This window comes from Cobetia sp. 3AK, from assembly GCF_029846335.1.
Lineage (GTDB): Bacteria > Pseudomonadota > Gammaproteobacteria > Pseudomonadales > Halomonadaceae > Cobetia > Cobetia marina.
Map to the genome: position 1 here is coordinate 351,894 of NZ_JARWKR010000004.1, position 26,704 is coordinate 378,597.

Consider the following 26,704-nt stretch of genomic DNA (forward strand, 5'->3'; position numbering starts at 1 on the left):
GTGTCGTGAGCCTTGAAGCGCGAAGCGTCAGCCGCGACGCTTCTGGTGGCGCTCGCGGTTGTTGTCACGCGCCGCACGGGATTTGCGCAACATCACCAGCGTTGCCCCCAGGCCACCATGACGCTGCGGAGCACTGCTCCAGGCTTGCACCTCCGGCATCTGTTGCAGCCAATGCACCAGGTAGGAGCGAATCAAGGCAGCATGCGATTCGCCATCACGCCCCTTGCCATGGATCACCAGCAGCGAGCGCAATTCACTGCCCCAGGCATCCTGAATGAAGCGATGGACCTCTCGACGACACTCGATCAAGGGCCGACGCATCAGATTGAGCTGTGCCTCCGGGGGGTAGCCGCCCTGACGCAGACGGTCCAGCACGCCCACCTGAATGCCATCACGCCGATACTCGACCGGATCATGCGGCGACAGATGCTCCACGTAACTGTCTGACAACCCATCCAGCTCATTGCCCAGCGCCTTCTGGGCCTCTTCCCGACGGGCCAGCTGTGCTTCGCTCGGTGCCCTGGGCCCCGTGGCCACATCCGCGCGATCCTTGCCACGCGTCAGAGGAGCAACACCTTGCATCTCACGACTGAACAGCGCATCCGCTTCATCAGGGGTGATCTCGCGCGAATGCGCTGCCGACATCATTGCAGGGGAAAAACGTGACATGGCACCCTCCAGTCTTCACCAGGACGTGGCAATCAGGGAGCAGGTCGTCATCAAGACCTGCCAGCGCCCGGGGCGATGGTTGGCCACCCGGGGGCGCAGAAGACGCAAACGACGACGCCCCGAGACAGAGAATGCCTCGGGGCGTCAGCCAAGCTCAAGCGTCCATGCCAAATTCGTGCGTTCACACGACTGGCGTCACGACGGGATCAGTGACCCGTCTTGAGCTGTTCCCAGTACTTCTGATAGATCGACAGCGCATCGCCGACATCGGTCTGGAACTCGCCACGTGCGAGATCCTGCTGCGTCGGGAAGACCACCGGGTTGTCACGCACCTCGGGGTCCATCATCTCCTTGGCGGCAAGGCTCGGCGTGGTGTAACCCACGTATTCGCTGATCTCCTTGCTGACTTGCGGGCTGATCAGATAATCGATGAACTGATAGGCCGCATCGACGTGACGCGCATTGGACGGGATGGCCATGGTGTCCATCCACAGAATGATGCCTTCCTCGGGATAGACGTAATTCACCGGTACGCCTTCCTCATTGGCCTGGTAGACCTCACCGTTCCAGATCAGACCGGCATCGACCTCGCCCTGCATGAACGGCACACGCGCCGCATCGGAGTTGAAGGCGCGAACATTGGGCATCAACTCGGTCAGCTTCTCGTAGGCTGCCTTGATCTCGTCCGGGTCCGTGGTATTGCCGCTGTAGCCCAGGCTTGCCAGCGCGACATGGAAGACCTCGCGCATGTCATTGGAGAGCAGCAGCTTGTCACGATACTTGTCATCCCACAGATCGTTCCAGCTGGTCAGCGCGCCCTCTTCGACATAGTCCGGGTTGTAACCGATCCCGGCGCTGCCCCACATGTAAGGCACGCTATATTGATTGCCCTTGTCGAAGTCGCGGTCGACCAGGTTGGGATCGAGATCCTTGAAATGGCTGAGCTTGCTGACATCCAGCTTCTGCAGCAGATTCTCGCGCGCCATCTTGTCGATGTAATACGTCGACGGGAAGACGAGATCGTAGCTGTTGTCGCTGTCCAGCAGCTTCAGCTTGGCGTACATCGCTTCGTTGGAATCGAAGGTGGAGTAGATGACATCGATACCGGTCTGTTCTTCAAAGCGCTCGATGACCTCATCGGGCATGTACTCCGTCCAGTTGTAGACGTAGAGCACCTTGTCGCTGTCATCCGCAGCCAGAACGGGGGCGGATGTCGCCACGGATGCCAGGCTGACGGCAGCCATCAGGCCAGCGGCGCGCAGCGGGAAACGGGAACCTTGCATGTTATTTTTTCTCCTTGATCAACCACTGGGAAATCACCAGCAGACAGAGTGACAATCCAAGCAGCAGAGTTGCCAGTGCATTCACTTCAGGCTTGAGCCCCAGGCGCACCATGGAATAGATACGCAGCGGCAGTACTTCAAAGGTCGGACCGGTGACGAAGGTCGAGATCACGACATCGTCCAATGACAGGGTAAAACTGAGCAGCCAACCCGAGGCTATCGCCGGCATCAACGCTGGCACCAGCACATGCCAGACGGCTCGTGCTTCGCTGGCCCCCAGATCACGTGCGGCCTCCAGCAATTGCGGATTGATCCCCGACAGGCGCGAATACACCGTGATCACCACGAAGGGCAGACAGAAGGTGGCATGAGAGACCAGCAACGAGAGATAGCCCAGCTGGATGCCCAGGGCGATGAACAGCGCCAGGAACGCGATCGCCATCACGATGTCCGGCATCATCATCACGGTAAACAGCATGCCGTTGAGCAGCGGCTTTCCCCGGAAGCGATAACGGTACAGCGCCGTGGCGGTCAGGGTGCCGATCAGCGTGGCGAGAGTCGCCGCCGTCACGCCCAGCCACAGGGTATTGAGCGCAGCATCCATCAGATTGGCGTTGCCCAGCAGCTTGTCGTACCAGCGCAGACTGAAGCCACCCCAGAGGAACGGATTGCGCGAATCATTGAAGGAAATCCCGATCAACACCAGGATCGGCACATACAGCAGCGTGAAGATCAGCGTCATGTAGCAACGACTGAACACGCGCAGGGGGCGGCTCAGGCTCATAGTGTCACCTCCCGCTTGAAGAGCTTGACGCTGCGGTAATACGCAAGCAGCAGGAAGGCCATCACCAGTGTCAGCATCACGCTGATGGCCGCCCCGAAGGACCAGTTGTTGGCTTCCAGGAACTGTCCCTTGATGATGTTGCCGATCAAGGGATGACGCGAGCCACCCAGCAGATCCGACACATAGAACATGCCCATCGCCGGCAGGAACACCAGCAGCACGCCGGCGATGATGCCGGGCATGGTCAGCGGCAACACCACATGACGGAAGGTGGCCAGACCATTGGCGCCGAGATCGCGTGCCGCCTCCAGGGTCGGACGGCTGAGCTGCTCGAACACCGCGTAAAGCGGAAGAATCATGAAGGGCAACAGCATGTAGACCAGCCCGATGATCACCGCCTCCTCGGTATACAGAAGCCGCAGGGGAGTATCGATCAGCCCCAGAGTCATCAGCACATCATTGAGCAGCCCACGAGTCGCGATCAGCGTGCGCAGGGCATAGATGCGAATCAGCGAGTTGGTCCAGAACGGGATGATCACCAGCAGCAGCAGCAGCGGCTGCATCCGGGGGCTGGCACGCGAGATCATCCAGGCGAACGGATACCCGAGCACCAGGCAGATCAGGGTCGTGACCAGGCCGATCCACAGCGAATGGCCAAACACTCCCAGATAGACCGGACTGATCATCTGGCCGTAATTGGTCAGCAAGCCCTGCCAGAGCGTGGCAGGCGAGATGTCGCCACTCAGTAGCTGTCCACTGCCCTCGGGCATCAGGCTGACCATTACCACCAGCAAGGTGGGCGCCAGTACCAGCACGATCAGCCAGCCCCAGATGATGGTCAGCGTGGCCGTCTTGAAGGGATTGCGCACCACACTCATGCCCCCGCCTCCACGGGGGCATCATCCGGCAGGATGATTTCCCAGTCCGGCACCCAGCTGACCTTGACGCGCTCACCGAGGCGATAATCGAAGTCCGGATCATCCTCATCGAAGAACTCGCTGGCCAGCAGCTGCTGGCCACTGTCGAGCTCCAGCACCGTATCCAGCGTCATGCCCTTGTAGTTGCGCTCGATGACACGGGCCGCGAAGCCTTCGCTGTCCTCGGCGGACTTGAGTCGCATGTCCTCCGGGCGCAGCAGTACCTGCACCGCCTCGCCACCCAGGTATTCGCGGCCGTGGCTGCTCAGTTCCAGCGACTTTCCCAGCACCTCGACGTGGATGCGCCCCGGCGTTGTCGAAGGCCGCTCGACGCGTGCCGCCAGCTGATTGATCTCGCCGACGAAACGCGCCACGAACAGCGTGCTCGGCGACTCATAGACTTCACGCGGCGTGCCGATCTGCTCGATCCCCCCTTCCCGCATCACGACCACACGATCGGACATGGAGAGCGCTTCCTCCTGATCGTGGGTGACGAAGACGAAGGTGATGCCCAGACGGCGCTGAAGACGCTTCAGTTCATTCTGCATCTGCTTGCGCAGCTTGTAGTCCAATGCCGAGAGCGGCTCATCCAGCAGCAGGACACGCGGGCGCTTGATGACGGCGCGGGCAATGGCGACACGTTGCTGCTGGCCACCGGAGAGCTGGTCCGGACGACGGTCGGACAGATGCGCCAATTGCACCATTTCCAGCGCTTCACGCACACGCTCGTGGATCTCGGCCTTGGGCACCTTCTCCATGCGCAACCCGAAGGCCACGTTGTCGTAAAGATTCATGTGCGGAAACAGCGCATAACTCTGGAAGACGGTATTGACCGGACGCAGGTGCGCAGGCGTGTGCTGCAATGCCGCGTTCTCGAGCGTGATGGTACCCGCATCAGGATCCTCGAAGCCTGCGATCAAGCGCAGTACGGTCGTCTTGCCACACCCTGAGGGGCCTAGCAGGGTCACGAACTCACCATCCTTCAAATCCAGATCCAGGCTGTCGAGCACCTTGCGCTCGCCAAACGTCTTGGTGATGGAGCGCAACTTGACCAGTGGGGTCGTCTCAGGAGCAGAGCTATTCATCGGCAGGGGGTCACCTCCAGCGGGAAACGCGCGCGTCTCCCTGATACATGAAATGGCGCGCCGGAAATGACGCGCCACACTGTCGAGTCTTCTTCGGTTCCTGCGCGACCTGCACGCAGAAGGTCCAGCTCAGGATCTTCGCCGCTGCGCCACGGCGGTCATGCAAGCCGTTGTCCATGCCGTCATGGCGATGCGCGCGGCAACAAATCCTGAGCGACGAAACATGAAAAGGCCCGTACCGGAGTCGGGCCTTTTGCATTGCCTGGCAGCTTGCATCCTCCAGCCTCAGGCAGGTCGTGAGGTGCGCATTCTGCCCACTCGAGGGCCTGCTGTCATCTCGCATTCATCCAGGGACAACTCACGTCGCCATGGAGGAGGTGGATGACGGATTCGTCGGAAGGGGGTCGCCGGTGTGGGCAGAGCCAGATTCGACCTCACCGACACTGGGCAGAACCTCCACCAGCCCACAGTCCATGCGTTCCTTCTCGGCCTGACGCGCCTGAGCCAACGCTTCTCGCAACGGCTCCAGACGAGGGTGCGGCGCTTCGCCGGCCTCGCCTGCCGGCAGATCCCAGGGCAGCGCTCGCGCCAGCTCCCAGAGCGTATAGTGATTGAGATCACGTCCCAGCACCCACTGACCATCCTGGGTCTGGCTGGCGATGTTCTCCTCAATCAAGGGCTTGAGTACACGACGATAGCGGCTGCCCAATACCTCGGTCAGGCTGTCATCCGAGAGCGGCTCGCCCCGTTCATGCGCATCCTTGAGCAGCATGACGGCCCCCAGGGTCTGCCAGAACGGTGGCCAGCGATGCCAGTCAGCGTTGGAGCGTTCCCCCATCCAGGCCGCCACTTCCGCCCCCAGCAACACGATGCACCAGGACAGGAAGACCCACAGCAGGAACAGTGGCACTGCCGCGAAGGCACCATAGATGGCCTGATAGGACGGGAACTGCGTGACGTAGAACGAGAACCCGGCCTTGGCCAGTTCCAGTGCCAGAGCTGTCGTCACCGCTCCCACGGCCGCATCGCGCAGGCGCACCTTGCAATTGGGTACCGCGGCGTAGATGAAGGTGAAGGCCACCGCGCTCAACAATGGTGGCAACAGGCGCAGCAATACCGCCTTGCCGCCCAGCATCGAGGCCGCTGAATCGAAGAACGACAGCGAAGTCAGATAGGAAGACAGCAGGAAACCGGACCCCAGCATCAGCGGCCCGAGTGTCAGTACCGCCCAGTACATCAGAAAGCTCGACAGCCCCTTGCGCCCTTCCGGTACCTGCCAGATGGCATTGAACGCCCCTTCGATGGTGATCATCATCAACACCGAGGTGACGAACAGAAAGATGAGGCCCACGGAGGTCAGATTGCGAGCCTGGCCCGAGAACTCATTGAGGTACTCAAGCACCGTCTCGCCGGTGGAGGGCAGGAACTGGGCAAAGACGGTGGTCTGCAGTTGCTGCCCGACACCGTCAAAGCTCGGGATGACGGCGAACATCGAATAGATCACCGTCATCAGAGGCACCACCGCGAACAGGGTGGTATAGGTCAAGGCGGAGGCAGTCTTCTTGCCATCGTGATAGTTGAAACGTGAGACCAGCTTGAGGACGACCCCGATGGCAGGCGTCATCCGCTTGAGTTGTGGCAGTTGTGGCATTCTCATGCGCCCCTCTACAATGCATCCCTGATGTGAAGCTGCCGTCAGGAATCACTGACGGCACAGTCCATTCGCCTTACCGCCTGTCCGGAAACGGAGACAGTCATGCCAATGCTGAAACTCTATCACAACCCGCGCTGCTCCAAGTCACGCGAAACCCTCGCGTTGCTGGAGTCACGCCTGAAAAGCGACGAATTCGAGACCATTCGTTACCTGGACACCCCGTTGAGCCGTGAGCAGCTGAGTGCGCTGGCCGCTCGACTCGAAGGCGGGGCGAAAGCCCTGACGCGAGAGAACGAGAGTGACTGGAAGGCGCTCGCCCTTGAGGAACCCGATGATGCACGACGTCTGGACGCCATCGCTGCCACGCCCCGGTTGATGCAACGCCCGATTCTCGATGACGGAAAGCGCGCCATCATCGGCAGACCACCGCAGGATGTACTCGCCCTGCTCGACGACGCCTGATCCCTTCGTGACCTGAGGACGCCCATGTCAGCTGACACCCATTCCAGTACGTCCCCCGATACGACACCCTATGTGCTCGTGCTTTATTACTCGCGTCACGGTACGACCCAGACCCTGGCGGAACAGATCGTCGCTGGCATCGAGTCCATTCCGGGAATCGAGGCCCGCCTGCGCCGTGTCCCCGAAGTCTCGACGACCTGCGAGCAGACCACGCCGGAAATCCCCGACAGCGGTGCCATGTATGCCACCCTCGATGACCTGCGTCAGTGTGCAGGCCTGGCACTTGGCAGCCCGACCCGTTTCGGCAACATGGCCGCTCCGCTGAAGTACTTCCTCGACTCCACCAGCGAGCTGTGGATGAACGGGGCACTGATCGACAAGCCCGCCACCGCCTTCAGTGCCTCAAGCTCACTGCATGGCGGTCAGGAAACCACCTTGATGACCATGCTGGTGCCTCTTCTTCACCACGGCATGGTCTATGCGGGTGTGCCCTACAGTGCCACTGAATTGCTGGAAACCACCCAGGGCGGCACGCCCTATGGCACCACCCATGTCAGCGGCAAGCGCGGTGACAATGACGTGAACGACCATGAGAGACGCCTGGCCGTCGCACAAGGCAAGCGCATTGCGCGTCTGGCCCTCGCCATGCAACCCCTCAGGGAGAACCGATAGATGCGCGCCTGGCTTGAACGAATGGAACGTGAACAGGGCCTCGACACCCTCGAGGCCAAGAGCCGCCGCGGCGTGATCGTGAGCTTCGCGGCCCTGGCCATCATCCTGCTGGTAGGTGGCATCCAGTTGATGGCCCAGAGTGACAACACCGGCCTGGTGCCGTTGTTGATTCGCCTGTTGCCCATTGCCCTTTTCCTGCCCGCCGTGCTGACTCGTCGCGCCCGCGGCCACGTCTGGCTGGCCTTCGTCAGCCTGCTCTATCTCATGCAGGGCGTGATGCTGGCCAGCGTACCCGGCCATGGGGTGATCGGCGTACTGGAGGCGCTGGCGGCACTTGGCCTGTTCCTCGCCAGCATGGCGTATGCTCGATTTCGCTCGCGCAATCTGAAGCGTCAGCCTCAGTCGTGATGCGGGCCAGCACCCCCATGGGGTAAAAGGCCGCCGACGAGGACCTGACAGATAGCGCCCCTGGGCGCTATCTGTCATCAGGCCTGGCGCTTTGTCTGCACGACCGGCGATTCTTTCGAATTTTCTGCCCCTTCCCTCATTTCTGTCCCTGCCGCTATCTCTTTCCGCTATCTCTTTCCGCTTCTCTTTTTCTCTTCCCCTTTTCCTCGGCCTCGGCGCTTATCCCTTGAAGATGCGCGGAGGATTCCAATGACAGATCAGCGCTCGACGGTGGCTTGCTGGGCAATTGGCGCTAGAATCCAGAGGATTGCACTGCAGAGTGCCACCTTGGCCGCATCGCCACACCCTCATCGTCACGCTATGCTGATGCGTCTGACCCCCTTCGGGATCGGGTCGTCACGCAGCCTTGCGTGATGCCAATGCCCATTGAGCCGACAGGAACCCCGTACGCCTCATGCCTACGACACCCACCACCGATGGCGTGACACGCACCCTCGACGACGGTGCGCACTCCCTGGAGATGGCCGAGCCTGAATCGATCACCACGGCCAGCGCATGGCGTGAGGCGCTGCGTCAGACGCTACCGGTGATGTTCGGCTATATCCCGCTGGGAGCCGCCTTCGGGGTGCTGTTCACCCAGTTACCCCTGAGCCCCTGGCTGGGACTCTTGATGTCGGTGATCATCCTGGCGGGTGCCGGGCAGTTCCTGGCGGTCGCTCTGCTGGGCGCTGGAGCGGGTGTCACGGAGGTAGCCGTCGCCACCCTGCTGCTCAACTCACGCCACCTGTTCTATGGCCTGTCATTGCTGGAACGTTTCCGCGAGGCCGGAATCGCCAAGCTCTATCTCATCTTCGGTCTCACCGACGAGACCTACTCGCTGCTATCCAGCCTGCCGCGCAGCGGTGAGCGGGATGACAAGGCCGCCAGGCGCAATGATCAGCGTCTGATGCTGCGCATTACGGCGCTCAACCAGCTGTGGTGGGTATTGGGGACCGCACTGGGACTGGCGGCCGGCCAGCTTACCTTCGACAGCAGCGGCATCGAATTTGCCCTCACTGCCCTGTTCGTCGTGCTCGGCATCGAGCAATGGTACGCATTGCGGGAACGCTGGCCCTTCCTGCTGGGCCTGGTGATCACCCTGGCGGGGCTATGGGTGCTGCCCCAAGACCAACTGCTGCTCGGCAGCATCGCCGCGGCAAGTGTCCTTCTGCTCGGCCATTACCTCCATCAACAGCGCTCTCTGAGCGACGGGAGCCGGACACGATGACAACGACCCAGGCACTGCTGCTGATCGGCGTGGCCGCGCTGGCGACCTTCGCGACACGCGTGACCCCCTTCCTGTTTCTCTCACGTCATTCCGCACATCCCTTGATCCTGCACATGGGTCGCTATCTGCCGGCCATCGTGATGGTCGTGCTGATCATCGTGTCCCTGTCTGCCATGTCGTTGCCCGGCGACTTCCCCCGTGATCTGCCCTCCACGCTCGCTCGCAGCGAGCTCTGGCGCGACTGGCTGATGCAGGCCGAAGGGGCCGGCATGCTGATATCCGCCGCCTGCGTGGCCGGCCTTCACCTCTGGCGACGCAATGCGCTGCTCTCCATCGCCGTCGGTACCGGTCTTTACATGGCGTGGGTACAGCTCGGCCCCATGGCACAGGCCTGAGGCCCTTGCGATCTGGCGCTCGACGGTACACAGTCCTTACATTACATGAGCAATTCATCAAGGGAGCCCACCATGAATCGCGATATCGCTGACGTGCGCAGAACCTACTCCGGTGATGGCCTGAATCTTGACAACACCCCGGCCGAACCCTTCGAGCAGTTTCAGGAATGGCTGACCAGCGCACTCTCCGCCGATGACAACGATGCCAATGTGATGACGTTGTCCACCGTGGACAGCCAGGGCAAGCCGCACGCGCGCATCGTGCTGCTCAAGGGATACGACGCACAAGGGTTCATCTTCTATACCAACTATCAGAGCCACAAGGGCAGCGAACTGGCCAATGTGCCGCATGCGGCCTTGACGTTCTGGTGGCCTGCCATGGAGCGCCAGGTCCGTATCGAGGGTCGCGTGGAGAAGGTCTCGGACGCCACCTCGGACCACTACTTCGCCTCCCGTCCCAAGGAAAGCCAGCTGGGCGCCTGGGTCTCGCAGCAGAGCGTCGAGATTCCGGATCGCGATTGGCTCAGCGAGAGACAAGGCCGCTTCGAGAAGGTCTATGCCGACAGTGATGTCCCGCGCCCTGAGCACTGGGGTGGCTATCGCGTGGTGCCCGAGATGATCGAGTTCTGGCAGGGCCAGCCATCACGCCTGCACGACCGGGTCCGTTATCAGCGTCTGGATACCGAAGACAATGAGTGGCACAAGGTGATGCTCGCACCGTGAGTGGCACCTGATCGCCACACGCTCTCGAAGGCTCCGCCATGGCGGGGCCTTTTGCGTGAAGGCGCCTGCGTGCTGATCGAAGCACGCATGCCCCTCACGCCATGCCCCTCGCACCATGCCCCTCTCGCCATGCCCCTCACATCACGCCATGCGGCACCCGCGATGCGCCCCATCGACGCGGCATGCGAGATCAAGCATGACTTGCCCTGCGCCGTGCCAGAACAGACAATGGCCGGCTTTTCGGTGCAGGGCATGCTCAGGTCGGCGACAGCTGCACGGCTCATGTTCTGCATACACCGTCACATGTTTACAGGAAGGGAGGCCACATGGCCTGGGACGACAGTGCAACACCCAAGGTGGCTCGTCAGACGCTGGTAGATCGCCTGCTGGCAAGCTACACACCTTCCGATCACCATGGCATCTCGCTGGTGGATCACGCCGTGGTCGGCAATGTGCTCTACACCGTGCTGGAGCATCCCCATGGTCATACCTTCATTCGCCAGCATCTGATGCAGGCTCCCCGACAGGGTGACCCCAGCCGCTGGGAATACCATATCCGGGATGAAGGCACGCCAGATATTCCGCTGCAATGCCCACCGGAACTCCTGGCGCAGTCCACTGCCCCCGGTGAGATTGCCGCCCAGTGGCGAGAGGCGACCCGCGCCGCGCGTGAGGATGTCGCGGCGCGCAAGCGCAAGATCAAGAAGCTCAGGAAAGGCGAGCGCCTTGCGGCACTGGATGGCAGCGAGGTGATCTTCGTGCGGGCTTTCACCGCCAGCCTGTTCATCGGGCGAGCTCCCGACGACACCGAGGAGGAGGAATACGAGTATCACTGGGAAGACATCGATCTGCTGGCCTCCCCGCTGCCTGACGAGTGACGGCGAGCTCGTCACCCGCCTTGCCGACCATCACCGTCGAACCGCCCATCGTCATCTGTGAGACCCCATGCAGCCACAAGCCGACCCGTTCATCGTTCCGCCATGTCATGAGACCTACAAGGTGCTTTACGCGGATGAGGACATCCTGCTGATCCACAAGCCCAGTGGTCTGCTGAGCCTGTCGGGCAAGCATCCGCTCAATCTGGACTCGCTGCACCATCGGCTGGTCAAGGAATACCCGACCGCCAAGCTGCTGCACCGTCTGGATCTCGGCACCTCAGGCATCATGCTGGTGGCACTCAACAAGCCGGCCAACGGCAACCTGACGCGCCAGTTCCAGGCCCGGACCATCGACAAGTCCTACCGCGCGATGCTGCTGGGACACGTCGAGCAGGACAGTGGACGGATCTCGCTGCCGATTGCCAAGGACGTGGATCAGTTCCCGTTGCAGAAGATCTGCCATGAGACAGGCAAGACCGCCATCAGTGACTATCGCGTGCTTGAGCGGCTCGAGGCCCCCAGGCGTACCCGGGTCGAATTCACGCCCGTCTCCGGGCGCACCCACCAGCTGCGCATCCACAGTCAGCAGTTGGGCCACCCCATCCTGGGCTGCGATCTGTATGCCAGTGATGAAGCCTTCTTCATGGCCGAGCGCCTGATGCTGCATGCCGAGATGATCGCCTTCGATCACCCGGTCAGCGGCGAGCGCATGCAAGTCCGCAGCCCCTGCCCCTTTTGAGCGTCGCTGACGTCCCGCATCGGCGAGTCGGATGGTGAGACGGATGGTGAGACAGATAGACGACCCTGATAGACGAGACGCCCCCGCAGGCAAGCCTGCGGGGGCGTCTCGTCTTGGTCTTACTCACATTGATGGCAGGCCGAGGTGGACTAGACCGCTGCCATCACGATGAGGTTACTGAGCCGTTGCCGGCAGCCACTCATTGACGATATCCGGATGGCTTTCCACCCACGCCTTGGCCGTCTCGTAGGGGTCTGCATCATCTTCCTGGTTGTTGAGCATCACCTCGCCCATGTCCGCCGGGGTCCAGGCGAAGTTGTCCAGGATCGCGTAGACCTCCGGCATGTCCTCCTTGAGCCCCTTGCGTGCCAGGGTATGGATCTCCTCGGCACCGCCATAGACACCCTTGGGATCCTCCAGGTACTTGAGGTCCCAGCGCGCGAACATCCAATGGGGGGTCCAGCCGGTCACCACGATATCCCGCTCGCCCTTGATGGCATTGCTCAGCGCTGCGGTCATGGTCGCGCCGCTACCGGTCGTGAGGTCGATATCCTCGAGATCGTAATCCTCTAGCACCTGCTCGGTGAGTCGGGTCAGGCCGGCGCCTGGCTCGATACCGACGATACGCTCATCAATCTCGTCGGCATGCGAGGTGATGTCCTCGATGGACTCGAGCTTGCTGTACGCCGGGACCACCAGGCCAAGCTTGGTGCCCTCGAGGTTGACTCCCAGGTCCTCGACCTTGGGCCCGACCTTGGCCATGTAGTCTTCATGGGTCGTGGGGAGCCACGCACCGACCATGCCATCAGCATCACCAAAGGCGACCGCCTGGAACATCGCGGCGGCGGACAGCGCCTTGAGCTCGACGTTGTAGCCCTGAGCTTCCAGCACCGCTTTCACGACATTGGTGGAGGCGACCTCGGAGGACCACTCGACATACGCCAGGGTGACATCTCCCTTGTCACCTGCCGCATGCGCCGCGCTGACACCGACCACCGAGGATGACATGGCGGCCCCCAGCAACAGTGCCTTGGCGGTGATGGTCAGATGGCTACGTGAAGTACCTTGCTTATTCATCAACTTCCCCTTTATTTGAATCTACTTATTTCTTAGGGCGAGAATTGCCTGATCGCCGATCAGGTCAGCCTTTCATCAATACAGGACCAGCAGAAAGACTGGCTGCCGCGAATGCCGTATCCCCATGCAACGTGTAAAGAACAGGAGAATGTGTCGCGGTGCAGAAATGTGGGCAAGAAACGCCCTGAAGAGATGGGACAAGCCGGCACGACAGGCGGTGCCGGCTTGTGGGTCGAGGTGAGTCACCTCAGGAGCGTGACTTCTTTTCCTTGCTCAAGGTCTGGGTCAGGCGGTCAAGCAGCATGGCCAGGATCACCACCGCGATACCCGCTTCGAACCCATCTCCGGGACGCAGACGCTGGATCGCCTTCCAGACTTCGTTGCCCAGACCATCGGCGCCGATCATGGCCGCGATGACGACCATCGACAGGGCCAGCATGATGGTCTGGTTGATGCCGGCCATCACCGTCGGCAGCGACAGGGGCAGCTGCAGCTTGAAGAGCTTCTGGCGACGGGTGGACCCGAAGGCATCTGCGGCCTCGATCAGCTCCTTGGGCACCTGACGAATCCCCAGGGTAGTGAAACGGATCGCCGGCGGCATCGAGAAGATGACCGTAGCGAAGATCGCCGAGACCGACCCGATACCGAAGAAGGGAATGGCCGGGATCAGATAGACGAAGGCCGGCATCGTCTGCATGAAATCCAGAACCGGCATGATGACCCGATAGAAGCGATCCGACAGCGCCGCCAGAATGCCCAAGGGGATGGCGATGACCACGGCCACCAGCGTCGCGATGACCACCAGGGTGAGCGATTCGATCATCGGATCCCACAGATCCAGATTCCAGATGAGGCCGAGGCCCAGGATGGAACCGATCGCCAGGCGCGTTCCCGCCAGCCGCCAGCACAACAGCGCGACCATTGCGATCAAGGCCCACTGGGGCATCCACATCAGGGCGTCGTTGAGCGCACCGATGCCGGTCTCGGTGAACTTGGAAATGGCGCGGGTCACGCTGGAATAATTGTTGGTCAGGTAATCCAGCCCTGCCTCGATCCAGTCACCCAGCTCTATCTTCGGAATGGTGAAACCTGTCGATTCACTCATGCATGCGCCTCCCCTGCTTCGGCCAGCTCAGCCAGTACGGATCCCTTGACCACGACTCCCATCAAGCGCGATTGCTCATCCACGACTGCCAGCGGGTGGTGATGGCCGGCAAACATCGCGAACAGGTTGTGCAAGGGCTCATCAGGCGAGACCCGACAGCAATCGGAGTGGATCAGACTGGAGAGATCCGTGAGATTCTCACGCACGGCACGCTCGGCATCTTCTGCCGTCACGATTCCCAGAACGGTACGGTCGCGGCGCACCACGAAGAGACTGTCCAGGCCGTTTTCTCCCATCTTGCGCAATGCCGTACGGGGGCCATCATCGTCTCGCGCGGTGGCACGGACATCCGTCATGGCGGACTGGGCGGTCAGAATCCGCGACATGTCCACGCCTTCGACGAAGCGCGCGACATAATCGTCAGCGGGCTCGGTGAGAATGGTCTCGGGAGTGCCGATCTGGACGATTTCACCATCCTTGAGCAGGATGATGCGATCACCGATGGACAGGGCTTCATCCAGATCGTGGGTGATGAAGATGGTGGTCTTCTTCATCTTGTGCTGCAGCGCCAGCAGCTCCTGCTGCATGTCCTTGCGGATCAACGGATCCAGTGCCGAGAAGGCTTCATCCATCAACAGGACGGTAGAATCATTGGCCAATGCACGTGCGAGCCCGACACGTTGCTGCATACCGCCGGACAGCTGATCGGGATAGGCATCCTCCCACCCGTCCAGTCCTACCTGCTTGAGTGCGTCACGCCCGCGCTGGAAACAGACTTCCTTCGCCTCGCCGCGCACTTCAAGGCCGTACTCGGCATTCTGTTGAACCGTACGATGAGGGAAGAGCGCAAAGTTCTGGAAGACCATCGAGAAGTGCTTGCGACGACAGCGCAGCAGCGATTTCTCATCCAGCTTGGCCACGTCCTGACCGTCGATCAGGATCTCGCCTTCTGTCGGGTCGATCAGACGATTGAGACAACGGATCAAGGTGGACTTCCCGGAGCCGGACAGCCCCATGATGACCAGCAGCTCACCTTCCATCACATCGAAATCGACATTGGACAGGCCCAGTGTCTGGCCGGTCTTTTCCAGAATTTCAGGACGTTTGAGTCCCTGGTCACGCAGAGTGAGCGCCTTGTCAGGCTGGTTACCGAACACCTTGCTCAGGTTGCGCACCCGGATCTTCACATCGCGAGTGTCAGTCATTGGCTTTCCTGTTGTGAGTGCACAGGGAAGCGTGAACAGGCTTGATCAGTCACACGGCAGGCAACGCGCTTTCACGAGGTTGCGCCGCTGAGGGTGGCATAGCGCCAATCAGGCCGTCATGCGGGAGATACCCGTCATGACACTGCCTGATACTGAGCAGAATGCCACGTCATTCCCTGCGCCAATTTCCATAAAGGATTCTTATATTTAAAATAATGATACAGAGTTATTGATATTCACTCAAACAACAACACAGCTTTATACGACGAAGGTGGCATACCACCGATCATGCCCTGACACGCGCGCATCAGGCCTTGGATTCAAGTCTCAGGCGTTGCCAATCACTGGTGGGCTCATTGAGTCGGATGCTCGCATCGATGACCTGTTCCTCCATGTTGTAACGACAGGTGAACCCCAGATGCTTCATCAGTGCACGCATCGGGTGATTGTCCATCATGATCTTGCCTACCATCTCGAGAGTGCCCAGCGAACGGCAATAGCGCAGCATCTTTTCCATCAACAGTCGTCCGATCCCCTCACCTTGCAGGTCATCACGAATGATCACCGAGAACTCCGTGCGAATGTTGTCAGGGTCATTCCAGACCCGCACCACTCCCAGCATTTCACGACGTGAGCCGCCCTCCTCCTGCTCACTGACTTCACGCTCGGCGATGAATGCCATCTGGCGGTCATAATTGATCTGGGCCAGCAGCGCCAGATCGCGTTGCGTCAGGGAAGCCTTGTGATGGAAATAACGGAAACGAATGCTTTCCTCGGACAATCTGGCATGGAAAGCGGTGATCAATGGCGCATCCTCTGCACGAATCGGCCGCACTTCCACCTCGGTGCCATCCTCAAGCCGCACCCACTCCCGCAGCTCTTCCGGGTACGGCATGATGGCGAAGCGCGCGGGCTTGCCCAGATCCAGCGTGAAATCCACCGCGACGGCCTCATCACGATTGAGCAGCAACGGATTGATCTCCAGCCCTCGAATGTCAGGCAAATCCGATGCCAACTGCGACAATTTGATCAACAAGGTACACAGGCGCGCGATATCCCGCTCGGGGTCCGGCGAGTGCTCCTCGATCAGACGCGAGGCATGACTGCGCGAGATGAGCTCGCGTGCCAGCGTCATGTTGAGAGGCGGCAAGGCAACCTGGCGGTCTACCAGCACGTTGACCTTGTAGCCCCCCAGCCCGAAGACCACCACCGGCCCGAACTCCTCGTCACGCGTGATGCCCGCACTCAATTGCAGCGAGTGCTTGCCGCGGCGCATCGGCTGCAGGCAGAACTCATGGATGCGGGTGCGTTCGCTGCCGCTGCGTCCCCGCTCGTCATCGCGCTCGCTCACCTTGCTGGTGATGCGACGCATGGCCAGGGCGATGTCTTCCGGGCCATTGAGATCCTGGACCACGCCAGAAGACAGACGCTGCGGGAAGCGGCGATAGCGGAAGGGCTGGCTGTTGTGCTCGTGGACCACCCGCAAGGCGAAGGGCCCCGCTGCCATCTCGGCGTCTTCCTTGCCAGCCGCCTGCCTGAGAGCTGCAATGGCCTGCGCGGCTTCGGCGGCATCAGACACATAATGACTGGCAGCTGTCGCGATGCCATAGGTCTCCAGTACCTGAGCCGTTTCAGAATGGGTCAGCCATTCACGACCGGCACGCCGAGCGCTGTGCACCAGATCATGTGCTCGGGCGCGAATCTCGGCGCTGGTGGTGAAGGACAGGCTCGGCGGGGTCTGCTGCAACAGGGACTGCACCCGCTGGTAATCCACCATCTGCAGGAAGGCCTTGACGCCCTTTTCGGGTGAGAGATAGGTCGGGATACCCGCAGCGTGGCAGGCATGACGTGCCGCCAGCGCCTGCTCGAGCCCCATCCAGCTGGTCAGCAGATTGCGCCGGAACTGCTTGCGATGCGTGATCAGGGCCTCGGCCGTGTCCTTGGATGGTGCAAGTCTTGTCGGCGCGTGCACGACGAGCACCGCATCGACTCCCTGATCATTGGCCACGATGTTGACTGCGGCAACGAAGTCTTCGGGCGTGGCATTGCCCCCCAGATCCACCGGATTGCGACCGGGCAGGCTGACATCCAGCTGATCCTTGAGCAGCGCATCCCGACTCTCCTTGCTCAGCTCGGCAAGCTTGCCGCCTCCCGCCATCAGCTTGTCGATCGCCAACAGGGCCGGCCCGAGACCATTGGAGACGATCGCCAGCCGATCGCCCCGCAGCGGTTTCATGCGGTTGAGCGTCTCGAGGGCATCGAACATGTCCTCGCTGTCATTGACGCGTACCACCCCAGCACGCGCCAGTGCGACGTCCACGATCTGGTCGCGATTGGGGATGCCGGGGGTGACGTGAGTCCCGAACAGGTCGGCCTCGGGCGTGCGACCGCTCTTGATCGCCAATACCAGTCGGTTGCGAGAGGCCTCGCGCAGCGCAGTCATGAAGTGCATCGAGTCATGGATGCGCTCGAGATGCAGCAGGAGCGCCTGGGCATGCCCATATTGATTCAGGTAATCAATCAGGTCAGGCAGCATCACGTCGACGCTGTCTCCCAGCGTCACCAGATGGGAGAAGCCGATACCGCGCCCCGCCGCCCAGTCGATCATGGCATTGCCCAGCATCCCCGACTGCCCCAGATAGGCGACCTTGCCCTTGGCGACAGGCTGACCACTGAAGGAGGCATTCAGATTCCGATTGGGCACGCAGACCCCCATGCACTCCGGGCCCAGCAGACGTATTCCACTGCCACGTGCCGCCTTGAGCAGACGGCTGTTGAGACTCTCCTGATCCGGATGGATGCGCAGTCGCGCGTGGTCGGGGGCCACAGGCTCACGCCGGGCAAGCATTCCGAGCCCTTTTTCCGTCACGCGGGCCAGGGAGCTTGCCGGCGACGGTGCCACTCCTCCGGAGATCAACAACGCAGCCTTCACGCCGCGACGCCCCAGCTTCTCGACGATGCGCGGCAAGGTCTCGGCAGGCGAGCACAGGATGGCGAGGTCCGGCATCGTGTCCAGCTCACTGATCCGGCGCACACAGGGCACTCCATGCACCGTGTCATAGCCCTTGGGATTCACCACGACAAGCGTGCCCTTGAACCCGCCTTCCAGCAGGTTTCTCAGCACCTGGCCGCCCAGTGAGTGTGTCTTTTCCGAGGCCCCGATCACCGCGATACTGGTGGGCTCGAAGAAATTGCGCAGAAATCGCATCCCCATGGAGGTGTCCTGTCAGCCGGTGCGCATCCAATGCGCGATGCCACCAGCATGCCGCGAAAGTGAGTGCCTGAACAGCAGCCGGCAGGTGCTGGAGAAGGTAGACCATCCGCCACTATCCGTGCCTACCAGTGAATCTTACTGTGAGGTTTCGAACTATCCTCAGTCTAGCGCCCAGCCAAACAGGCACATGCCGATGATCACCTCTTATATCTCTCATAGCGACTGTGGCAATCATTTCATGGGTCCGACACATCCCGAGAGCCCATTGCGCCTGCAGGCCATCCAGCGTCAGCTGGCATTGAGCGGCGTGATTCAGCATGTCCAGCAATACGATGCACGCCCTGCCACGCTGGAACAGCTGGCAAGAGTCCATCCGATGCGCCACCTGCAGGCTCTCGACAAGTGCCCGCCCCAGGCAGGTCAGCTGCTGGCGCTCAGCGAGGACACCGTGATGTGTGCAGATAGCCTGGTGGCGGCACGTCTCGCGGCAGGGGCCGTCGTGCGTGGGGTCGACCAGGTGATGCGCAATCAGGCAGACAACGTCTTCTGTGCCGTGCGCCCACCGGGCCATCATGCCGAACGCGCGGATGCCATGGGCTTCTGCTTCTACAACAACGTGGCAGTAGGCGCGCTGCATGCCCGCCAGCAGTACGGTGTCAGACGCATCGCCATCCTCGATTTCGATGTTCATCAGGGCAACGGCACGGTAGATATCTTCAAGCATGACCCCGACACGCTGGTCTGCTCATCGTTCCAGAACGCCATGTACCCCTGGCGCTATCTCGAGAGCCGCTGGGAGCACATTCACAATACCCCGCTGGCAGAAGGCTGTGGTTCGCTGGACTTTCGCCATGCCATCGAAGCGCAATGGCTGAAGAAGCTTGATGATTTCAAGCCGGAGCTGATCCTGATCTCGGCAGGCTTCGACGCGCATCGTGAGGATCCGATGGCAGAACTGTGTCTCGAGGACGACGACTATTACTGGATCACGCGCCTGGCGATGGACGTGGCCAGGCGCCATTGTCAGGGACGTATCGTCTCGGTACTGGAAGGCGGCTACTGCCTGGAAGCGTTGGCACGCAGCACTGAAGCCCATGTCAAGGCACTGGCGGGTCTGCCGATGGAGGACGGGGTATCCCTGCGTCATTCGCCGCCAGCCGCGCACGCGTCACCCAAAGTTCATGCAAGGCCAGATGAGCGTGATCATCCGCTGTTCTGAGTGACCCAGGCATGCGAGCTCAAGAGACGCATCCCCTGTCGCCAGGAGCATCGTCGATGCCTTGCTCAGCTACACCGTGATTTCCTTGCTGTGATAAGCTGGCGAAAAAGTTTCCAATAGTAAACTTGTGAACTCCCGCCGCCATCGACCACAGCGAAGCTTCCCATGAGTACACCGACTGACAAGGATGCCGCGGTCCGGATCGCTTCCGGCCGCAAGGCCTTCGTTGAGCCCCTCAAGCTTGGAGAGAGGGTCAAGCAGATCCGTCTCGCCAATCATTGGACCCTCGAGGACGTCAGCCAGCGTACCGGGCTTGCACGCTCTACGCTGTCCAAGATCGAGAACGAACAGATATCCCCCACCTTCACCGCCGTCCAGAAGTTGATCAATGGTCTCAATATCGACCTTCCTCAACTGCTGAGTCCTCCCAAGCGACAGAGCGGCACGCTGGGCAGACGTGATCTGACGCGCCTCGGTGAAGGCAAGAGCCACCCGACCCCGACCTATGAACATGAGCTGCTTTCCTGGCAGCTGGCTCAGAAACGCATGATTCCCTTCAAGACCCGGGTGCGCGCTCGCAGCTTCGAGGAGTTTCCCGACTGGGTGCGCCACGACGGCGAGGAATTCCTGATGGTGCTGGAGGGCAGCATTCTGCTGTATTCCGAGTTCTATGAACCCTTGCCTCTCGGGGATGGAGACAGCATCTATTTCGACTCCGACATGGGCCATGCTCTGGTTTCCACCAGCGAAGACGATGCCGTAGTGCTGTCGGTCTGCACGCGCAACGACGCCGATTGATGATACGCCCACTGGCGCAACGCTAAACTGTTCTCCAGAAGCATGTGACGTGAAAGATCTTTACCTCGCCAGAACAATGACCTGGCGAGGTAAAGACAGCGCCTACATCATCACCGTTTAGCCTGGTGCTAGCGGGCGATCTTGACTCAGTCATGTTGGGCGGCGTCGCCTCGCCAGATGAGCTGACCACATTCACGCAGGTCATACCCTCCCAACGATTGTGCCAGCTGGATGCCATTGGGCGTGGACAGGTAGTCCAGCAGGCCCTGGAAAAGGTCACGGAAGTAGACATTGCGTGGCACGACCAGATCAAAGGCCTCTTCACAGACCGGCACGAAACCGAGACCGAATTCATTCGCGGCCGATAACGTCCCCGGCCCGACATCCACCTCCCCGCGCGCGACGAGTGATGCGACCTCTCGCTCCGAGTAGGCGATGGCGAGGGTGTTGAGCTGCTCCGGGCGCATCTGATGGCCGGACAGCCACTCCTGCAGGAAGCGCTGCGAACCGGCCCCCTCCTGACGCACTACCCAGCGCCGTTGAGACCCGAACAGGCCACCGGGATTGATCGGCAGGTGGCGATCTTCCTGGCGAATGATCAGCCCCTGGGTGCGCCGAGCCAGCCGGACCAATACCCACTGACGATAACCATCGTGCCCGCGGACCAAGGCCGGATGGCGAAGCGATGCTTCCTCGGCACGCCCCCAGTGGATGGCACAGACATCGGCACGCCCCTGACTCAACAGATCCAGCCCCAGGCGCGTCCCGGTGACACTCATGCCATAGAAGGCACTGCCATCGTGCTGCTGGTTGAGTCGCATCGTCAGCGCTGCCAGCAAGGGGTCATCGCTACCGGTGATCATCAAGCGATCCGCCAGCACCCCATGATGGCTGGACTCCAGAATCCATTGCTCGACCAGGCGCCGCGGGAAAAGCCATTTGCCGGTGACCTTGGTGGCCGGCATGGTGCCCTCACTGGCCAGCTGATAGATCTTCTTTTCATTGAGGTGCAACAGTCGTGCGACCTCATGGACCGTCAGAAAGGGGTTGTCATGCATCGTCGCATCCCCGCAAACAGGCTGATTCATTGCTCGCCTCCAGAGCGAGACTTGCCGGCTTCACGAAGTTGATCACCGGCACGCAGCGGAGGGATGGCGTCCAGTATCATCCGACCGGCAGGGTCCACCACCTGGAAGTGGCTGCCCTTGGCACGTGCGATCAACAGCACCCCGAAGCGGCTGGCCAGCTCAACGCCCTTCTGGGTCACCCCGGAGCGTGAGACCAGCACCGAAATGCCCGCCTGCGCCACCTTGAGCACCATCTCCGAGGTCAGACGCCCCGTGGTATAGAAGATATTGGCACCCCGGTAATCCGTCTCGTCCTCGCGCACAGGTGAAAGCCAGTTCAGGCCTGCCAGGGTATCGACGGCATTGTGGCGACCGACATCCTCGATGAATGCCAGCACCTCATCATCCCGACACAGCGCACAGCCATGTACCGCCCCCGCCTTGCGATAGGTGGCATTGTGGGCCGCGAGAGATGCCAGCAGCTGATACAGCACACTCTGCTGAAAGGGGCGATCATCAAGCGCCTCCAGCGTCTGACGCTCCAGCAGATTGCCAAAGACGGTTCCCTGGCCGCAGCCGGTGGTGACGGTACGCTTGCTCAGTCGCTGCTCGATATCCTCCGGCAGATGGCGCGTCACCACCGAGGCGCTTTCCACCTCCCAGTCCACTTGCAGCGCCTCCAGGTCTTCGATATCTCCCAACAGGCCCTGATTGCGCAGATAGCCCGCGACCAGCGCCTCAGGCTCGGCCCCCAGCGTCATCAGAGTGACGATCTCACGCTTGTTGAGGTAGATCGTCAGCGCGCGCTCGGCAGCGATCGACTGGGTCTGGCGCTGGCCTCGCTCATCCATCACGACGATATCCAGCGTGGTGGGCAATCGAGCATTGCTGATGACCGGAGGCATGGAGGTTTTCATGGCGTCGGGGTCTCCCTCTTCGAGCCGAATTGATGCCGGAGGGTGCCGCCACACGGCGAACCTGCCATGCAGGTTGCGGCATGCGTCGTCACCCAGCGCTCAAAGAATACCAGTCAGGCCGAGAGGCTGTCCTGATCCGGCAGCCATTGCGATCTCGCGTCATGCAATTCTCGACGCATGCGGCACGCTTCTTGCTAAAACCGGTAGAGCGTCGCATGTTCGTGAACGTGCAAGCCACGGCGCTGATGACAGACTCGCCTTGGACCCGATACGCCGCCGACCACGACTCGGGTCACCCCCTGAACCACTTCCAGAACGCCCTCAAGAGATACGCCATGACCCAGCCACCCGACCCGTTGATGGACACGGCACTCGACGCCTCACGCGAGTCATCACGACCTGACGACACTCGCTGGCTGACCGTGACCCTGGCCCCCTCGCAGCAGACTCTCGGCCGCTTCACTCTCGACACCTGGGTGATTTCCCGGATCGCGCCCGCGGATCACGGCGAGGCCACGCCCCGGACGCCTGAACAGGCGGCGCAACCGGAGCCTCAACGCACTCTGCCCCTGCAGCTGCATCTCACCGAGCGCACCGACTATCGTTACAACCTGCGTTGCGAACAGCCGCGCCTGTTCGTCTTGTGTGAAGAGCGTGAAGCGGATGGCATGCAGCCAAGGGTCGTCACCGCCTGCCAGGAAGTGGCCTCGCATTGGCTGGATGGCGACCAACTGGTACTGGATACCCCGATGCCTCCTGCCCTGATGGTCTGGCTGGAGGGCTATCTCGCCCGGCATGGTGAGCGCATCGACGAAGGCAAGAAGAAGAAGCGCAAGGGGGCGGGGCGCGCCAGTCAGACCGACACCGTGCACCCGGACACTGATGCTGCCAGCAAGGAAGGGCCATGAGTCACTCCGACGACCGCGACAATACCTCGCAAGGCCTGTTGTCCCGCTGGTCACGCCGCAAGCAGCGCGCTGAAGCCTCACGGACGACCACGGACTCCCCCGATGCCGCCGTTGGGCTGGCGACGGTCGCACAGCCCTCCACGGCCAATGACACCGCACCCACTGATACCGCACCCACTGAGACCGCACCCACGGAAACAGAGGCCTGCGAGGCATCGGACGAGCCGGGCCATGCTCTGCACAGTGAGCGGCATGACAGCAAGCGGCATGGCGAAACGTCCGCTGAAGGCGGCAGTGAGACGACCGACGCCGAGGCCCTTGCACAGGAGGCAGATGAGCCCCCTCCCGTCGTGGAGCTGCCAGACCCCGACACCCTGCTGCCGGATGCGGATATCAGTGCCTACATGCAGGCAGGAGTGGACCCGGCGCTGCGACAACGCGCCCTGCGTCGCATCTTCATGGGAGGCGAGCACTCCCTACGCGATGGCCTGGACGATTACGATCAGGATTTCTCCCAGATGCGTCCGCTCGCCGCAGGTGTGGCCGAGACGCTGAGACGCTGGACTCGCGATGTCGAAGAGGGACTCGAGAAGCTGGAAGATGACGAGGCTGATTGCGTAGCCGCCAGCAACGGCTCGGAAGATCAGCCGCAGGATGAGGCGCTGGAGGCTGCACCCTCAACGGATGAGCAAGGTCTCGACTCACTGGATGAGACATCACCGGATCACGGCCCACAGACCCATCGCGAGCACGCGCAGGACAAGCACACGGATACTGATGCTGCCCTTGCGCATGACACGCAAGCACGGCAAGGCGCATGGGACCAGACCGATGGCGTCACGGCTGACGGACATGGGCCCACCCACAGATCGCCCCAACCACCAGAATGACACGCCTACCCGCAGGCACTGAGACATTATGACCCAGCGCGAGCTCCGTATTCGGCATGCGGGGTCATTCCCTTGCCTCTCACATGACTTCCACTCCGATGCGAGAGGCGCACTGCCTGCAAGAATCCGCTCAACAGAGGCAGGTATCGTCTGCCAAGAGAACGGCACTGCCTTCCGATACCTGACCGTCTACGCCCGATGCTCATCGCTGGCCCTTCAGTCCCTGACTATGCTGAAGCCAGTCGCAATGATGCCGCCATGCGGATCATCCGGATGACATCAGGCGCAAGACGTCGCTGGAAGCCCATGCACTTCCTTGAATGACCTTCGACCGCTGACCGGGCGCAAGCCTCGAGAATCAGCGGCGATCAGGAACCGTCCACCGCGCCACCTGACAGGCGCGCAGGGGCGGAGCCGCCACGACCGAAATAAGGATGAGGATGCTCAGTTCAAGTCTCGAGAACGCCCAGCGCGCGCTCAACCAGCAAGCACGCCAACGCGCCCTGGCGGCAGTGCTCGGAGCCTCCCCCGCTTCCAGCCTGCCACTGCTGGCCAGTGATGCCGGCAGCGCCCCGATCCGCTATCGCAGCCAGGGCCGCACACTGCTGATCGGCAGCGAAGCGCGCCTGCGTGCCCTGTCCAGCCTGATGCTGGCACTGCCCGCCACTCACTCCCTGTCACTGTCTCTGCTGATCAGCGAGCAGGACAACAGCGCTCTGGTATCCCTCGACGAGCGGCATATCACGACGAGCGAAGCACTGCCCTCCCATGCCAGCACCCGCGAGGCGCTCTCGCTGAGCGGCCATCTTGGCCATTTCACGCTGCTGTCTGGCGGGGTCAATCTGGCGCGCGCACTGTTGTCCACAGGTACCCGACAGGTCGAGACCTTCGACCTGATCGCCGATCTGGGTCACCAGCCCCTCAATCAGGCGGAACTTCCGCCGCCGGGCTATCTGCGTGCAGAGGATACGGTGCTGGGCGAGCTGGATCGTCTCGCAAGCGACGCCAGCCTTGTCGAGAGCGGCGATCAGATCACGAACCTGACCCATTGGGCGACAGAATTCGCCGGTCTGGTCGGCAGCTTCGACAAGCCCAATTACGTCAACGTCAATCTCGACATCTGTGCCCATTCAAGTGCGGGCAGCATCGGGTGTACACGTTGTCTTTCCTCCTGCAGCGCCGATGCCATCTTCTCCGTGGCGGGACGCCGCAACGCGCATATCGAGATCGACCCGTACCTCTGCCATGGTGCCGCCAGTTGCGTGAGTGCCTGCCCGACCGGCGCGCTGAGCTTTACCCAGCCGCCACTCGAACAGCGTCTCGAACAGATCCAGCGTCTGCTTGAGCGCTATCAGGATGCAGGGGGCACGCAGCCGATACTGCGCTACCGCCTCGAGTCTGCCAGTGACCGTCACTCGCCGTTGGCACCTGAGGATCAGGAACGCTGCCTGGACATCGCACTGGATGAAATCAGCGCCACCGGGCACGACGAGTGGCTGGCCGCGCTGGCGCTGGGCGCCACCCAGGTCATCGTCGAACTGCCTCGGACACTGCCTACCGGTCAGCACCAGCAACTCGAGCAGGAACAGCGTCTGTGCAATGCGTTGCTGGAAAGCATGCAACTGGCCACGGACACCCAGGGCTCCCCCCGTCTCGTGCTGATCACCGAGTCCGCCGTGCCGGCCTCGCCCATGACGCTCGTCAGTCCGCTCTGCATCGCGCTGGCGCCCGGTGCCGATCGCGAAGAAGACGGCCAGCCGGGCCTGCCGATCGCGCGTGACTGGCTGTTGGGTCAACCGGATGCCCGACCCGGCAAGCGTGAGCGCCTGAATCGTGTACTGGATCACCTGGCCACGCTGGCCGCCGCTGACCTGGCGCAGACCGCCGTCGAGGTGCCTGCCGGTGCGCCCTTCGGCGCGATTCAGGTCGAAAGCGACGGCTGCACCCTTTGTCAGGCCTGCGTCGCGGTCTGCCCGACCAGCGCACTGTCCGCCAACCGCACCTCTCCGGCACTGTCCTTCACCGAGGGAGATTGCGTGCAATGTGGCCTGTGCGAGCAGTCATGCCCCGAGAGCGTCATCACTCTGACGCCGGGCTTTTCCGCACAACCAGAGGTGCGCCGTGAACCGCGCCTGCTCAAGCAGGACACGCCGTTCCCCTGCATCAGCTGCGGCACCCCGTTCGGCTCCACCGCCACCATCACGGCGATGCAGACCAAGCTGGCCTCCCACGCCTATTTCCAGGGTGACGGTGCGCTGCGCCTCAAGATGTGCAGCGATTGCCGCGTGAAGGATATCTGGCACGAAATGGCCCGCAATCCCGATGCTCAACTCAAGGTCTGAGTCCATGCCTTCAAGTGATGACACTG

25 protein-coding genes are annotated in these 26,704 nt (G+C 61.6%); 13 read left to right on the top strand and 12 right to left on the bottom strand.

What is annotated here, in order from left to right:
• Positions 1 to 27 precede the first annotated feature (27 nt).
• From smrA to QD228_RS08110, 6 genes are all read right to left on the bottom strand, one after another.
• A complete protein-coding gene (smrA, locus tag QD228_RS08085) occupies positions 28 to 669 on the bottom strand; it encodes a DNA endonuclease SmrA (RefSeq protein WP_308483181.1) in 642 nt (213 codons plus the stop codon).
• 206 nt (positions 670 to 875) lie between these two features.
• Entirely contained in the window at positions 876 to 1,952 is a 1,077-nt protein-coding gene (locus QD228_RS08090; protein WP_205632690.1) for an extracellular solute-binding protein, read from the bottom strand.
• Position 1,953: 1 nt separating this feature from the next.
• The gene (gene potC, locus QD228_RS08095; protein WP_077376552.1) at positions 1,954 to 2,736 is read right to left on the bottom strand and encodes a spermidine/putrescine ABC transporter permease PotC; all 783 of its coding nucleotides are present in this window, start codon (positions 2,734 to 2,736) and stop codon (positions 1,954 to 1,956) included.
• Positions 2,733 to 3,614, bottom strand: a complete 882-nt coding sequence (potB, locus tag QD228_RS08100) for a spermidine/putrescine ABC transporter permease PotB (RefSeq protein ID WP_279875049.1) — start codon at positions 3,612 to 3,614, stop codon at positions 2,733 to 2,735. The genes potC and potB overlap by 4 nt, the downstream gene beginning before the upstream one ends.
• A complete protein-coding gene (gene potA / locus QD228_RS08105; RefSeq protein ID WP_077376558.1) occupies positions 3,611 to 4,738 on the bottom strand; it encodes a spermidine/putrescine ABC transporter ATP-binding protein PotA in 1,128 nt (375 codons plus the stop codon). The genes potB and potA overlap by 4 nt, the downstream gene beginning before the upstream one ends.
• Positions 4,739 to 5,096: 358 nt before the next feature.
• Positions 5,097 to 6,395 (bottom strand): YihY family inner membrane protein, encoded by a 1,299-nt coding sequence (locus QD228_RS08110; protein WP_077376561.1) that lies wholly within the window; start codon positions 6,393 to 6,395, stop codon positions 5,097 to 5,099.
• A 99-nt stretch (positions 6,396 to 6,494) separates the two neighbouring features.
• On the opposite strand from QD228_RS08110, the gene QD228_RS08115 reads away from it, so the two are divergent.
• The 8 genes from QD228_RS08115 (at position 6,495) to QD228_RS08150 (ending at position 11,936) form a co-directional block, all read left to right on the top strand.
• Positions 6,495 to 6,854 carry an ArsC/Spx/MgsR family protein gene (locus tag QD228_RS08115; RefSeq protein WP_084208713.1) on the top strand — a complete coding sequence of 120 codons (360 nt, stop codon included), beginning with the start codon at positions 6,495 to 6,497 and terminating at the stop codon, positions 6,852 to 6,854.
• 24 nt (positions 6,855 to 6,878) lie between these two features.
• Positions 6,879 to 7,526: an NAD(P)H:quinone oxidoreductase gene (gene wrbA / locus QD228_RS08120; RefSeq protein WP_279875050.1), complete on the top strand. Its 648-nt coding sequence runs from the start codon at positions 6,879 to 6,881 to the stop codon at positions 7,524 to 7,526.
• Complete coding sequence (locus tag QD228_RS08125) at positions 7,527 to 7,934, top strand: DUF2069 domain-containing protein (protein ID WP_279854516.1); 408 nt, start codon at positions 7,527 to 7,529, stop codon at positions 7,932 to 7,934.
• 454 nt (positions 7,935 to 8,388) lie between these two features.
• On the top strand, positions 8,389 to 9,201 hold the full coding sequence (locus QD228_RS08130) for an AzlC family ABC transporter permease (protein WP_279875051.1): 813 nt from the start codon (positions 8,389 to 8,391) through the stop codon (positions 9,199 to 9,201).
• On the top strand, positions 9,198 to 9,596 hold the full coding sequence (locus QD228_RS08135; protein ID WP_136937841.1) for an AzlD domain-containing protein: 399 nt from the start codon (positions 9,198 to 9,200) through the stop codon (positions 9,594 to 9,596). The genes QD228_RS08130 and QD228_RS08135 overlap by 4 nt, the downstream gene beginning before the upstream one ends.
• Before the next feature lie 72 nt (positions 9,597 to 9,668).
• A complete protein-coding gene (pdxH, locus tag QD228_RS08140; protein WP_077376576.1) occupies positions 9,669 to 10,319 on the top strand; it encodes a pyridoxamine 5'-phosphate oxidase in 651 nt (216 codons plus the stop codon).
• Positions 10,320 to 10,645: 326 nt separating this feature from the next.
• The gene (locus QD228_RS08145) at positions 10,646 to 11,197 is read left to right on the top strand and encodes a hypothetical protein (RefSeq protein WP_279875052.1); all 552 of its coding nucleotides are present in this window, start codon (positions 10,646 to 10,648) and stop codon (positions 11,195 to 11,197) included.
• A gap of 67 nt (positions 11,198 to 11,264) precedes the next feature.
• On the top strand, positions 11,265 to 11,936 hold the full coding sequence (locus QD228_RS08150) for a pseudouridine synthase (RefSeq protein WP_077376585.1): 672 nt from the start codon (positions 11,265 to 11,267) through the stop codon (positions 11,934 to 11,936).
• Positions 11,937 to 12,110: 174 nt separating this feature from the next.
• On the opposite strand, the gene QD228_RS08155 is transcribed toward QD228_RS08150, so the two are convergent.
• The 4 genes from QD228_RS08155 to QD228_RS08170 all read right to left on the bottom strand — a co-directional run bounded on the left by QD228_RS08155 (position 12,111) and on the right by QD228_RS08170 (position 18,537).
• A complete protein-coding gene (locus tag QD228_RS08155; protein ID WP_077376588.1) occupies positions 12,111 to 13,013 on the bottom strand; it encodes a glycine betaine ABC transporter substrate-binding protein in 903 nt (300 codons plus the stop codon).
• Positions 13,014 to 13,260: 247 nt separating this feature from the next.
• Positions 13,261 to 14,118 carry a proline/glycine betaine ABC transporter permease gene (locus tag QD228_RS08160; protein ID WP_077376591.1) on the bottom strand — a complete coding sequence of 286 codons (858 nt, stop codon included), beginning with the start codon at positions 14,116 to 14,118 and terminating at the stop codon, positions 13,261 to 13,263.
• Entirely contained in the window at positions 14,115 to 15,323 is a 1,209-nt protein-coding gene (locus QD228_RS08165) for a glycine betaine/L-proline ABC transporter ATP-binding protein (protein ID WP_084208718.1), read from the bottom strand. The genes QD228_RS08160 and QD228_RS08165 overlap by 4 nt, the downstream gene beginning before the upstream one ends.
• 307 nt (positions 15,324 to 15,630) lie before the next feature.
• Positions 15,631 to 18,537 (bottom strand): bifunctional acetate--CoA ligase family protein/GNAT family N-acetyltransferase, encoded by a 2,907-nt coding sequence (locus QD228_RS08170; RefSeq protein ID WP_084208719.1) that lies wholly within the window; start codon positions 18,535 to 18,537, stop codon positions 15,631 to 15,633.
• A 193-nt stretch (positions 18,538 to 18,730) separates the two neighbouring features.
• Here QD228_RS08170 and QD228_RS08175 point away from each other — a divergent pair, with 193 nt between their 5' ends.
• Both QD228_RS08175 and QD228_RS08180 read left to right on the top strand, forming a co-directional pair.
• On the top strand, positions 18,731 to 19,756 hold the full coding sequence (locus QD228_RS08175; protein ID WP_176493879.1) for a histone deacetylase family protein: 1,026 nt from the start codon (positions 18,731 to 18,733) through the stop codon (positions 19,754 to 19,756).
• A 165-nt stretch (positions 19,757 to 19,921) separates the two neighbouring features.
• A complete protein-coding gene (locus QD228_RS08180) occupies positions 19,922 to 20,554 on the top strand; it encodes an XRE family transcriptional regulator (protein ID WP_077376603.1) in 633 nt (210 codons plus the stop codon).
• A gap of 146 nt (positions 20,555 to 20,700) precedes the next feature.
• Here QD228_RS08180 and QD228_RS08185 read toward each other — a convergent pair whose 3' ends face one another.
• On the bottom strand, positions 20,701 to 21,612 hold the full coding sequence (locus tag QD228_RS08185; protein ID WP_279875054.1) for a helix-turn-helix transcriptional regulator: 912 nt from the start codon (positions 21,610 to 21,612) through the stop codon (positions 20,701 to 20,703).
• Between the two features lie 26 nt (positions 21,613 to 21,638).
• Positions 21,639 to 22,526, bottom strand: a complete 888-nt coding sequence (locus QD228_RS08190) for a formate dehydrogenase accessory sulfurtransferase FdhD (RefSeq protein WP_271302605.1) — start codon at positions 22,524 to 22,526, stop codon at positions 21,639 to 21,641.
• Between the two features lie 347 nt (positions 22,527 to 22,873).
• Between QD228_RS08190 and QD228_RS08195 the strand changes: the two genes are divergently transcribed.
• The 3 genes from QD228_RS08195 to QD228_RS08205 all read left to right on the top strand — a co-directional run bounded on the left by QD228_RS08195 (position 22,874) and on the right by QD228_RS08205 (position 26,678).
• Entirely contained in the window at positions 22,874 to 23,446 is a 573-nt protein-coding gene (locus QD228_RS08195; RefSeq protein ID WP_279875055.1) for a DUF3305 domain-containing protein, read from the top strand.
• Complete coding sequence (locus tag QD228_RS08200; protein WP_279875058.1) at positions 23,443 to 24,336, top strand: DUF3306 domain-containing protein; 894 nt, start codon at positions 23,443 to 23,445, stop codon at positions 24,334 to 24,336. Before QD228_RS08195 ends, QD228_RS08200 begins: the two co-directional genes overlap by 4 nt.
• 440 nt (positions 24,337 to 24,776) lie before the next feature.
• Positions 24,777 to 26,678, top strand: coding sequence for a 4Fe-4S dicluster domain-containing protein (locus QD228_RS08205; protein ID WP_279875059.1), 1,902 nt, complete (start codon positions 24,777 to 24,779; stop codon positions 26,676 to 26,678).
• Positions 26,679 to 26,704: the final 26 nt, after the last annotated feature.